General features: G+C 76.1%; 6 protein-coding genes and 1 pseudogene. 5 read left to right on the top strand and 2 right to left on the bottom strand.

All coding sequences use genetic code 11. The features are described from left to right. From ACSNOD_RS20850 to ACSNOD_RS20865, 4 genes and pseudogenes are all read left to right on the top strand, one after another. A pseudogene (locus ACSNOD_RS20850) lies at window positions 1-1,674 on the top strand (protein kinase); the annotation flags it as partial. Window positions 1,675-1,898: 224 nt separating this feature from the next. After that, entirely contained in the window at window positions 1,899-3,857 is a 1,959-nt protein-coding gene (locus ACSNOD_RS20855; protein ID WP_436768512.1) for a serine/threonine-protein kinase, read from the top strand. A 191-nt stretch (window positions 3,858-4,048) separates the two neighbouring features. Continuing rightward, window positions 4,049-5,668 (top strand): succinic semialdehyde dehydrogenase, encoded by a 1,620-nt coding sequence (locus tag ACSNOD_RS20860; RefSeq protein ID WP_436768513.1) that lies wholly within the window; start codon window positions 4,049-4,051, stop codon window positions 5,666-5,668. 76 nt (window positions 5,669-5,744) lie between these two features. Then, a complete protein-coding gene (locus tag ACSNOD_RS20865; RefSeq protein WP_436768514.1) occupies window positions 5,745-7,580 on the top strand; it encodes an FAD-dependent oxidoreductase in 1,836 nt (611 codons plus the stop codon). 51 nt (window positions 7,581-7,631) lie between these two features. On the opposite strand, the gene ACSNOD_RS20870 is transcribed toward ACSNOD_RS20865, so the two are convergent. Both ACSNOD_RS20870 and ACSNOD_RS20875 read right to left on the bottom strand, forming a co-directional pair. After that, window positions 7,632-8,708 (bottom strand): LAETG motif-containing sortase-dependent surface protein, encoded by a 1,077-nt coding sequence (locus tag ACSNOD_RS20870; protein WP_436768515.1) that lies wholly within the window; start codon window positions 8,706-8,708, stop codon window positions 7,632-7,634. A gap of 637 nt (window positions 8,709-9,345) precedes the next feature. Then, window positions 9,346-9,711: a chorismate mutase gene (locus ACSNOD_RS20875; RefSeq protein WP_436768516.1), complete on the bottom strand. Its 366-nt coding sequence runs from the start codon at window positions 9,709-9,711 to the stop codon at window positions 9,346-9,348. Between the two features lie 314 nt (window positions 9,712-10,025). On the opposite strand from ACSNOD_RS20875, the gene guaA reads away from it, so the two are divergent. Next, window positions 10,026-11,624, top strand: a complete 1,599-nt coding sequence (guaA, locus tag ACSNOD_RS20880) for a glutamine-hydrolyzing GMP synthase (RefSeq protein WP_436768517.1) — start codon at window positions 10,026-10,028, stop codon at window positions 11,622-11,624. Window positions 11,625-12,103: the final 479 nt, after the last annotated feature.

A 12,103-nucleotide genomic window follows, 5' to 3' on the forward strand; every position in this document is an offset into this window, starting at 1 on the left:
TCGGCCGGCGCGGGTGGGGCGCTTGGCGCGCGGGCCATGGGTGCCCGGGACGGGCAGGCCCCCGCGTCCGGCGGAGCGCGGGCTGCGGAGGCGTACGGGCCCGGCGGCCCCCTCGCCGGTGCGGCCGGGCCCTCCGGCCCCGGAGGGGCGCTTTCCGGGCCTGCATCCGACGCTCGGGCGCCCGGGCCTGAGTCGCTTGCCCCGCGGGCGGAGGCCGTACAGGCGCGGGGCGGGCGCACCTGCGCCGGTCCCGCCGGGTGGCGGGGGATTTCGGGCACGCAGCGGGACGAGGGGGAGTGGCCTCCGCTCGTCGGGCCGCGGCCCGGGGAGGGCGCGGCCGCCGGGCGGTACCGGTCCGCGGAGTCGGCGGGGCACCGGCCCCGGGGGCCGGTCGGGCTGCTCGCCGCCGAGCGGGCCCGGCAGGCGCGGATCGTCGTCGTCGGCCCCGTCACCGAGCGCTGGGCGCCCGAACAGGCCGGGCCCGTGCACGAGAACTGGCAGCTCGCCCCGCCCGTGGGGCCCGCCACCGACCTGTGGGCGCTCGGGGCGCTGCTCTTCCGCTCCGTGCAGGGGCACGCGCCGTACCCCGAGGAGAGCGCCGCCGAGCTGGTCGAGCTGGTGTGCTCGGAGGCCCCCGCGTACGCCGAGGAGTGCGGCGCGCTGCGCCCCGTCGTGGAGTCGCTGCTGCGCCAGGACCCCGCCGAGCGGCCGGACTTCGAGGAGCTGCGCGGCTGGCTGCGGTCGCTGATCCGGTCCGCGCCGGAGCCGGAGCTGGGCAGCCGCACGGTGACCGTGCCGTCGTTCGACCCGGGCGCGCCCGGTGACCACCACCGGCTGCCGGTGGTGCGCCGCCGGGGCGAGCTCGTCCGCAGACGCCGGGCCGGCGCGCCGGTCGCGCACGGCCGGCACAAGCGCGCCCGGAAGCGGCGCGGGGACGCCCGCCGCGGCGGTCCGCGCGCCCTGGGCCGGCTGCTGCTGGGGCTGGTCCTGGTCGGGATGATCGTCGCGATCGCCTCCGCGATGGCGTTCCTCCCCCGGGCGGGGGAGAACCGCGACGCGGCCGGAACGAGCGGCAAGAGCGCTTCCGGCAGCGCCGGCAGCGTCGGCACGGCCCCGACGGGCGCGCCGGCCGACCCCACGGCCGCCCCGGACGGCCGCACCCCGGACGCCCCCGCTTCGGCGGACCGGCAGCCGCAGCGCACGGAGACCGCGGGGCTCGCCGAGGGCTACGAGATCCGCAAGGACCCCGAGGGCTTCCGGCTCGCCGTGCCCAAGGGCTGGGAGCGGCGCGCCACGAACGCCCGGAGCCAGGTCCGTTACGTCGGCGGCGACTTCGAGCTGGTCGTGGTGCCCGGCCGGGACGCGGTCCAGTCCTTCGGCGCCGACCCGATGGCCTATCAGCAGGACAAGGAGGAGGAGCTGGCGCCGTTCCGCCAGTCGCAGTGGTCGGCGGCGTCCGGACTGCGCAGGATCGACATCGGCCGGACGGCGATGGCGGAGGGGACGTTCTCCTGGAAGGACGGCAGTGGCCGCCAGGTGCGGGCGCGCAACCTCGCGATGATCGTGGACGGCCGCTACCACGTGGTGCTGGTCATCGGCCCGGACGGCCGGCAGGAGGAGCTCGACCGCCACTTCGGGCAGGCGACGGCCACGTACCGCACGGGCGGCGGCTGACCGGACACCCCGCGAGGCGTCCCACGCCGTACGGGCCCGCGGGACGCCCCCGCGCCGTACGGACCCGCGGCCGCACCGCCGCGTACGGGTGCCTCCGCCCGCCCCCGTACGGCCCCCTCGCCGCCCCTTCGTCGCCCCCCGCGCCGTCACATGCCCGCAGCACGCGCCACGACCGGCGTGCTCGCGGCGGAATCAACCGCTCCCAGGTGCGGAATGATGACAGCATGGCGAGCGATCGGGGTTCCGCCGTTCCGCCGGATTCGGCCGACGGCCGTCTGATCGCCGGACGTTACCGGCTGGGCGCCCGGCTGGGCCGGGGCGGCATGGGTACCGTCTGGCGTGCCAGGGACGAACTGCTGGGCCGCGAGGTGGCCGTCAAGGAGCTGCACTTCGACGACGGGCTGCCGGAGCGGGACATCCGGCTGCGCCGGGAGCGGACGCTGCGCGAGGCCCGCACCGTCGCCCAGCTCAAGCACCCGCATGTGATCGTGCTCCACGACGTGGTGGAACAGGACGGCCGCCCCTGGCTGGTGATGGAGCTCGTGGACGGCCGCTCCCTGGCCGACCGCGTCTCCGCGGAGGGCCCGGTCGGCCCGCGCGAGGCGGCCCGGATCGGGGTGGCGCTGCTCTCCGCGCTGCGCACCGCGCACGCCTGCGGGGTGCTGCACCGGGACGTCAAACCCGCCAACGTCCTGGTGGAGTCGGCCACCGGCCGCGTCGTGCTCACCGACTTCGGGATCGCGCAGGTCTCCGGCGGCACCACCATCACCGAGACCGGCTCCTTCATGGGCTCGCCCGAGTACACCGCGCCCGAGCGGATGTCCGGCGCCCGGACCGGCCCGGAGTCGGACCTGTGGTCGCTGGGCGTGCTGCTGTGCGCCGTGCTCAGCGGCGCGTCCCCGTTCCACCGGGACTCGCTGGGCGGGGTGCTGCACGCCGTGGTGCACGACGAGATCAGGCCGCCGGAGGCGGCCCGGCCGCTGCTGCCCGTGGTGCGCGGGCTGTTGGAGCGCGACCCGGACCTGCGGCTGGACGCGCTGGAGGCGGAGCGGATGCTCCGGACGTATCTGACCACCGGCCGCACGCCCGCCGCGCGGACCGGCCGGGGGCCGGGGCGCCCGCGCTCGCTGCCGTGCCAACTGCCGCTGCCCCTGCCGTATCCGGCGGCGGACCCGCTGACGGACCCGCCGGAGGACCTGCCGGAGGACCTGCCGCGCACGGCGCGGGCCGGTCGGCGGGCGCCGTGTCCCGGGGACATGGCCGCCCTGGCCGCCGCGGCCGCCGGCGGGCTCCCGCCCGTGGACGCCGTGCCTCCGGGCCGCGCCGGCCGCCGCCGCGGCCTGTGGGGCCACAGCCGGCGCCACGGTCACGGCGACGGCGGGCGCCGGTGCCACGGCGGCCGCGAGGGCCGGGGCGGTCGGCGTCACGGCGGCTGGGGCCTCGCCTGCTGGCACGTCGCCTGCTGGGGCCGGGGCGGTTGGGGACCCGGCGGCCGGGAGCGGGCCGGGCCGCGCGCGCCGGGCGACCCGGCCGGGGGCGCCCGCGCCCGGCGGGCCTTCGCCGTGGCCCTGCTGGTGGCCTCCGTCGGCGCGGCGGGCGCCGGCGCGGTGGCGCTCGTGCTCCACGGCGACGGCCACGGCAGCACGGCCGGCGCCCCGCCCGGCGCGGGCGGCCGCCCCTCGGCCGCGCCCCGGCTGCCCGAGGGCCCCACGGGGAGCGCCGTGCCGACGGCCCCCGCGGGCTATCGCACGGTGACCGACCCGGCGGGCTTCGTCGTGGCCGTGCCCCAGGACTTCACCCGCTCCTTCGAGCCGCCGCGGGTCTTCTACCTCTCCCCGGACGAGAACATCCGCCTCGGCGTCCACATCCGCGACCAGGAGCGCGGCGGCCCGGCGGCCGCCATGCGCGCCGCCGACGAGGACGGGCCCGCCGACTACGAGGGCTACCGCGACGGCGTGGTCTCCGCCACCACGTACAAGGGGCGGCCGGCGGCGGTCTGGGAGTTCACCTGGGACGGCTGGACGCCGGACGACGCCCCCCGCCACACGATCGACGTGGCCTGGGACGAGGCGGGCCGGATGTACGACGTGTGGGTGTCGGCGCCGCTGGCGGACCGGGCCCAGGCGCGGCGGTACTTCGACACGGCGCTGGCCACGTTCGTCCGTACCCGGCCCGAGTCATGAGGCCGCCGCCCCCGGCCCGTCGCGCCGCGCCCGTAACGGCCCGCGCCGAACTCGCGACGGCCCGCGCCGCACCGGTAACGACCCCGGCCACCCCCGTAACGGCCTGCGCCGCACCCGTAACCCAGCCCTCCCCGCGACGAGTTGTTACCGATGGGTACCCAACCGCCGTGCACCGCAATACGCTCACCCGCATGACGGACACGCAGGCCACCCACTCCAGCCTCGCCGCGGGCAACCCGGTCTTCCACGCCCCCGCCGGCACCCGCACCGCCGCCGATGTGGTCACCCCCGAGCTGGTGCGCCGGCTCACCCGGGACGTGGTCGGCTCGGGGGCCACCGCGAGCCGCGCCCCCGCCACCGGTGAGAAGCTCGCGGACCTGCCGGAGACCACCCCCGCCGAGGTGACCGCAGCCTTCGAGCGGGCCCGCGCCGCCCAGCGCGCCTGGGCCGCCCTGCCCGCGCGCCGGCGCGCCGCCGTCCTGCTGCGCTTCCACGACCTGCTGCTCGACCGCCAGGCCGAGGTGCTCGACCTGGTGCAGCTGGAGACCGGCAAGGCCCGGCTGCACGCGTACGAGGAGGTCATGGCCGTCGCCCTGGCCGCCCGCCACTACGGCCGCACCGCGCCGTCCCGGCTGCGGCCCCGGCATCACACCGGCGCCCTGCCCCTGCTGACGAAGGTCACCGAGCTGCGCCGGCCGCGCGGCGTCGTCGGCCAGATAGCCCCCTGGAACTACCCGTTGGAGCTGTCCGTCGGCGACGCGCTGCCCGCGTTCGCGGCGGGCAACGCCGTGGTGATGAAGCCGGACACGCAGACCGCCCTGACCGCCCTGTGGGCCCGCGAGCTGCTGATCGAGGCGGGGCTGCCGCCGGGCGTCTGGCAGGTCGTCATCGGTGACGGCCCGGTCGTGGGCCCGGCCCTCGTCCGGCACGCCGACTACGTGTCGTTCACCGGCTCCACCCGCACCGGGCGCGAGGTGGCGCAGGGCGCCGCAGCCCGGCTCGTCGGCTGCTCCCTCGAACTCGGCGGCAAGAACGCCATGCTGGTGCTGGACGACGCCGACGTGGACAAGGCCGCGGCCGGCGCGGTGCGCGGCTGCTTCTCCTCCGCCGGCCAGCTGTGCGTCTCCATCGAGCGGCTGTACGTCCACGCCTCCGTCGCCGACGCGTTCCTGGAGCGGTTCGCCGCCCGCACCCGGGCGATGCGGCTCGGGAGCGCCCTCGCCTACGGCGCCGACATGGGCTCCCTCGTCTCGGAGCGCCAGCTGGAGACGGTCCGCCGCCATGTGGAGGAGGCCGTCGCCAAGGGCGCCACCGTGGTCACCGGCGGCCGGCCCCGCCCGGACGTGGGCCCGCTGTTCCACGAGCCGACGATCCTGGAGGGCGTCGAGCCCCCCATGGCCGTCTGCGCCGAGGAGACCTTCGGCCCCGTCGTCTCCGTCCACCGGTTCACCGACGAGGACGAGGCCGTGGCGCGCGCCAACGCCACCGCGTACGGGCTCAACGCCAGCGTCTGGACCCGGGACGGCCGCCGGGGTCGCGCCCTGGCCGCCCGGCTGAACACCGGCACGGTCAACGTCAACGAGGCGTACGGCGCCGCCTACGGCAGCGTGAAGGCGCCGATGGGCGGCATGGGCGACTCGGGGCTGGGCCGGCGGCACGGCTCGGAGGGCCTGCTGAAGTTCACCGAGGCACAGACCGTGGCCCAGCAGCGGCTGCTGCCCCTGGCGCCCTCGCTGGGCATGGACGACGAGGCGTACGCGGCGCTCATGACCCGCGGACTGCGCCTGCTCAGATCCATCCGGCTGAGCTGAGGGCCGCCCGGGGCTCCCCCCCCCGCGACACCCCGCGCCGCACCCCGCCGTACGACCGCGACCGACGGAGGCACGAGTGGCACAGCACGACCGCGCGCACGACTACGACGTGATCGTCGTCGGCTCGGGATTCGGCGGGTCGGTGGCCGCGCTCCGGCTGACGGAGAAGGGCTATCGGGTCGGCGTCCTGGAGGCCGGCCGCCGGTTCACCCCGGAGACCCTCCCCAGGACCTCCTGGCAGCTGCGCGACTACCTCTGGGCCCCGGCCCTCGGCCTCTACGGCGTCCAGCGCGTCCATCTGCTGGGCAAGGTGCTGGTGCTGGCCGGCGCCGGGGTCGGCGGCGGCTCCCTCAACTACGCCAACACCCTCTACGTGCCGCCCGCGGCGTTCTTCGAGGACCGGCAGTGGGGGAGCATCACCGACTGGGCCGAGGAGCTGCGCCCGTACTACGACCAGGCCCGGCGGATGCTCGGGGTGCGGCTCAACCCCACCCTCACGCCCTCCGACGTCCATCTGCGGGCCGCCGCCGAGCGCATGGGCGTCGGCGACACCTTCCACCACGCGCCCGTCGGGGTGTTCTTCGGCGACGGCGAGGACGCGGACGGCGCGGTCACGGCCCGGCCGGGGGAGGAGGTGCCCGACCCGTACTTCGGCGGCGCGGGGCCGGCCCGGCGCGCCTGCACCGAGTGCGGCGCGTGCATGACCGGCTGCCGGCACGGCGGCAAGAACGCGCTCACCGAGAACTATCTGTACCTCGCCGAGCGGGCCGGCGCCGTCGTCCACCCGATGACCACGGTCGTGGCCGTCACCGAGGACCCGGCCGGCGGCTTCCGGGTTGCCACCGTCCCCACGGACCGCCGGCGCCGGGGTGCCCGGCGCGTCCTCACCGCCGGCCAGGTCGTGCTCGCCGCCGGCACCTACGGCACCCAGACCCTGCTGCACACCATGCGCGACCGGGGGCTGCTGCCCCGGATCTCCGAGCGGCTCGGCGAGCTCACCCGCACCAACTCCGAGGCGATCGTCGGCGCCCAGACCACCGATCGCCGCTACCGCCGCCGGCACGGCACGGCCCCCGACTTCACCCGGGGCGTGGCGATCACCTCGTCCGTCCACCCGAACGAGCACACCCACATCGAGCCGGTCCGCTACGGCAAGGGCTCCAACGCGATGGGCGCGCTCTCCCTGCTCCAGTTCCCGCACGGCACCGGCCTCCCACGGGCCCTGGCCTTCGCGGCGACCTGTCTGCGCCATCCCGTGCTGCTGGCCCGCTCGCTCTCCTTCCACCGCTGGTCGGAGCGGACCATCATCGGCCTGGTGATGCAGTCCCTGGACAACTCGCTGACGACCTACCGCCGGCCGCGCGGGCCGGGCAAGGGCCTGCTCACCGCCCGACAGGGCCACGGCGCGCCCAACCCCGACCACATACCGGAGGGCGCCGAGGCGGCCCGGCTGATCGCCGAGGAGATCAACGGCTTCGCCGGCACCAATGTGGGGGAGCTCCTGGGCACCCCGCTCACCGCGCACTTCCTGGGTGGCTGCCCCATCGGCGCGGACGCCGGGCGCGGGGTGCTCGACCCGTACCACCGGCTGTACGGGCACCCCGGCATCCATGTGGTGGACGGCTCGGCGGTCTCCGCGAACCTCGGGGTCAACCCCTCGCTGACGATCACGGCCCAGGCGGAGCGGGCCATGGCCCTCTGGCCGAACAAGGGCGAGCCGGACCCGCGGCCGGCGCAGGGCGCGCCCTATGTGCGGCTGCCCGCGGTGGCCCCGGCGTCCCCCGCCGTCCCGGCGGGCGCGTTCGGGGAGCTGCGCCTCCCGGTCGTCCTGCCGATTCCCGTGGTCCCGCCCCGAAAGCCGCGGGGGCCCCAGGGGCCGCAGAGGCCCCAGGACTCCCGGGAAGACGCGTAGCGCCGTACGGGACCCCCGTCCTCGTACGGCGCCACACCGTTACCCGGCCGGTCAGGCTCGGGTGGCCTGCCGGCGCCGGACGGCGAACAGCGTTCCGGCACCCGCGAGCAGCGCGACGCCGCCCACCGTGGCGATCACCGGCACCGCCGAGGAGGACCCGGTCTCGGCCAGCGTCCCCTCCAGCTTGATCTCCTTGTCACCGGCCGGCTTGGCCGGCAGCGGCTTGCGCCCGCCCTGCGGCTTGGCGTCCGTGATCCGGCCCGGCTTCGCACCGGCGGCGAGGACCTCGAACTCGTAGACCTCGTGGGCGCCGGCGAGGACGCAGTCGCCCTTGTCGTTGGCGTACAGGCCGAAGGTGACGGCGATGCCGCGGCCCGCCGGGGCGGAGGCGGAGACGCTCAGCCGCAGGTCGAGCGTGAAGGTCTCGTGCGGGCGGACGCCCCAGTAGCCGACGTAGCCGGCGGACTCGTCGTTCTCGTCGAGGGAGACGTTCTCCCAGCGCCCGGTGGCCGGGTCCTTGTACTGGAGGGTCACCTGGTCGGTGCGCGGGCCCCACTCCTCGTCGTCGAAGTGCTCGTCGCCGAAGGTGGCGGCGAAGACCCCGAGGTCGACGCGGCGGTAGGTGGCGTCGGAGGTGTTCTCGACGGTGAGCTTGAGGGCGTGCGGACCGCTGCCGGCGGCGATCTTCGAGGGCAGCCCGGTGAGCCGGGTGGTCAGCTTCTCGTCGAACTCCGGCTCGTTCTCCTCGTTGCACTCCACCGGCTGCTTCGACGGCCGCGCGGACGGCGAGGCCGAGGCGGCGGCGCCGGCCGAGGGGGTGGCGGACGGCGTGCCGGAGGGCTTCGCGGAGGCGGGGGCGGAGGCGGAGGCCCCGGCGCCGGCCGCGGGCTTCCCGGAGGGCTTGCCGGCCGGCTTCGCCGCGTCCTGGCCCGCCGTCCCCGGCTTCCCGGCACCGGCGGAGGGCGCCACGGAGGCGGTGGCGGTGGCGGTCGCGGTGGGGGCCGTCGCCGCGGGGGCGGACGAGGGCGTCGTGCCGCCGGTCGCGTGGGCGGCGGGCGCCACCATCAGGGCGGCGGGGACGACGGCGGCCGTTGCGGCGGCCGCCGCCAGGGCACGGCGGAGCTTCATGAGACCTCTTTGGCCTGGAAAAAAGAAATGGGGACGGCCGCGTGAACACGCGTGGGGCGCGGCTGGTGGCGAGATCGTAAAGGCGGGGTAAGGCGTGCCGCAGTGTCGATCAAGCCAGCGCGGTGGTCGCTTTCCGGCCGGTCGCGTGGGCAAATCCGGATCAAGTCGCGCAGTTGCGCGGGGGAGGGCGGCGTTTCCTGTGATCCATATCACCGGCGCCGGCGGTACGGAAGCGGCCGGCCCCGGGGTGTCCCCGGGACCGGCCGTCCCTGATGAGTGACCGGGCTGCTGTCCCCTGCCGACCGGTCACGGCACTGGAGCGAGGTCCCACGACGCGCGCTGCCCGAGGTCCCCTCGGCCCGCGCGTCACACGCTCCAGTGGTCCCGCCCCGTCGCTGCTGGGCGCCCGAGTGATCGAGGGCGGGGGCCACGCGTGGTGGAGATCGACCGCCCCTGGCTGGCACGGACACCGGTACCAACGAAGGGCCCGTACGGCGGTCACGCGCCGGACGGGTGATCGGGTACGCGCGCCCCGCCGTGCCCTCCGGGGCGCTCCCGGGGGCGGGAGCGATGCGCCCGGGCGCCGGGTCGGATGGAACGCGGAGGGCGCACGGGGCGCCCGGCCCCCGCGGGCGGCTCAGACCCGGCCGCGGCACAGCTCCAGCAGCGTCATGGCGAGCGCCGTGCCGGGCCTGCCGAGCGCCTCCCGGTACTGGGAGAGGATCTCCATCTCCCGGGAGAGGCTCACCCGGGGGCCGCCGGAGCCCATGCGGGCCCGCTGGATGTCCTCGGAGACGGCCATCCGCTCCCGCACCAGGTCGATGATCCGCCCGTCCAGGTCGTCGACGACCCGCCGCGCGGACGCGATGCGGGCGGCGGCGTCGGGGGTACGGGCGCCGGTGTCGGGCCCGCTGCTGATGCCGGGGCCCGAGGCGGTGTCGGTGCCGGTCGTGGTCGTGGTGCCGGCCGTGGTGCCGGTCGTGGTCGCGGTGCTCATGTCCATGTCTCCTCGGTGCCGAGGCCCCGGGCGGTCACGGCCCGGAAAAGACAGCGCGCCCCGGGCCTGAGATGGCCCGGGGCGCCTGGGAAGTCGCGTGCGAAGGGTTCAAGCAGCACGACCATGGCAGCCGGACGGGCCGGTGCCATAGGTAAAGACGAAGGTCGTGTGCTGACGCATGGCGCCAGTATGACCCGGACCCGGCGGCGGGGCCAGCGAGGCCCGCGGGCCGCCCGCATCGTGAGACGAGAGGAGTCCCCGGACGCCCCCGGTAGAATTGAGGTCCCACACCCCCTTTTCACCGCCGGAAGGCCGCCGAAGTGCCATCAGCGTCCCCAGCAGCCGCCTCTGACAACACCCCGGACGTCGTCCTCGTTGTCGACTTCGGCGCGCAGTACGCCCAGCTCATCGCCCGCCGTGTCCGTGAGGCCCGGGTCTACAGCGAGATCGTCCCGCACTCCATGCCGGTGTCCGAGATGCTGGCCAGGAACCCCCGGGCGATCATCCTCTCCGGCGGTCCCTCGTCGGTCTACGCCGAGGACGCGCCCAAGCTCGACCGCGCCCTGTTCGAGGCCGGAGTCCCGGTCTTCGGCATGTGCTACGGCTTCCAGCTCATGGCCACCACCCTCGGCGGCACCGTCGACAACACCGGTGCCCGCGAGTACGGCCGCACCCCGCTGCACGTGACCAAGTCGGGCTCCACGCTGTTCGAGGGCACCCCCGCCGAGCAGTCGGTGTGGATGTCGCACGGCGACGCCTGCTCCGCCGCCCCCGAGGGCTTCACCGTCACCGCCTCCACCGACGTGGTGCCGGTCGCGGCCTTCGAGAACGACGAGAAGAAGCTCTACGGCGTGCAGTACCACCCCGAGGTGATGCACTCCACGCACGGCCAGCTGGTCCTGGAGCACTTCCTCTACCGCGGCGCCGGCATCGAGCCGACCTGGACCACGACCAATGTGGTCGAGGAGCAGATCGAGGCCATCCGCCGGCAGGTCGGCACCAAGCGCGCCATCTGCGGGCTCTCCGGCGGCGTGGACTCCGCCGTCGCGGCCGCGCTGGTGCAGAAGGCCATCGGCGACCAGCTGACCTGCGTCTACGTCGACCACGGCCTGATGCGCAAGGGCGAGACCGAGCAGGTCGAGAAGGACTTCGTCGCGGCGACCGGCGTCCAGCTCAAGGTCGTGGACGCGCAGGACCGCTTCCTCTCCGCGCTCGCCGGGGTCTCCGACCCCGAGGAGAAGCGGAAGATCATCGGCCGGGAGTTCATCCGGGTCTTCGAGCAGGCGCAGGCCGAGATCATCGCCGAGGCCGGCGAGAGCGGCGAGCCCGTCGAGTTCCTCGTCCAGGGCACCCTCTACCCCGATGTCGTCGAGTCCGGCGGCGGCGCCGGCACCGCCAACATCAAGTCCCACCACAACGTGGGCGGCCTCCCCGAGGACCTCGAGTTCAAGCTCATCGAGCCGCTGCGCAAGCTGTTCAAGGACGAGGTCCGGATGGTCGGCCAGGAGCTGGGCCTGCCCGAGGAGATCGTCCAGCGCCAGCCCTTCCCCGGCCCCGGCCTGGGCATCCGCATCGTCGGCGAGGTCACCAAGGCCCGCCTGGACCTGCTGCGCGAGGCCGACGCCATCGCCCGCGAGGAGCTGACCGCGGCCGGTCTCGACCGCGAGATCTGGCAGTGCCCCGTGGTGCTGCTCGCCGACGTCCGCTCCGTCGGCGTCCAGGGCGACGGCCGCACCTACGGCCACCCCGTGGTGCTGCGCCCGGTGTCCTCCGAGGACGCGATGACCGCCGACTGGTCGCGCCTGCCCTACGACGTGCTGGCCCGCATCTCCACCCGGATCACCAACGAGGTGGACGAGGTCAACCGCGTGGTGCTCGATGTGACCAGCAAGCCGCCGGGCACCATCGAGTGGGAGTAGTGCCCCCTGCGGGGAGCGGCCGCCGGCGCCGCTCTCCGTGCGGCACCGCTCGCCCCTGAGCGACAGCGCGCCGCCCGTTCCCGCACCCCGCGGGACGGGCGCCGCGGTCGTGTCGGGGCCCCGCGTCCATCCGCGGCGCGGCCGTGCCCGAGGACCCGTGCCGACCCGCGGCGCGGCCGTGTCCGAGGGCCCCCGTGCGTCCGCGGCGTGGCCGTGCCCCAGGGTCCCCGTCAACCCGGGGGCCCTCGGCGTTCACCCCTGGGGGCGTCGGGCGCGGTGGCGCCCCGGCCCGGCACGGCGGTGCCGCGCCCCGGCCCCACGAGGCCGCCGCCGTGACGCCGCTTCGGCGAGTCGCTCGATCCGCCCGGGCCGGGCCGTATGCGGCCGCCATGAAGATCGTGACCGGTCCGCCGGCCCGCGCGCCGCCACCGAAGCGGCGGCGCGCCGTACGGCACGGCCCCAGCCCGACCCCCGTAACC

This window comes from Streptomyces sp. URMC 123 (assembly GCF_051386515.1).
In the GTDB taxonomy this organism is placed as follows: domain Bacteria; phylum Actinomycetota; class Actinomycetes; order Streptomycetales; family Streptomycetaceae; genus Streptomyces.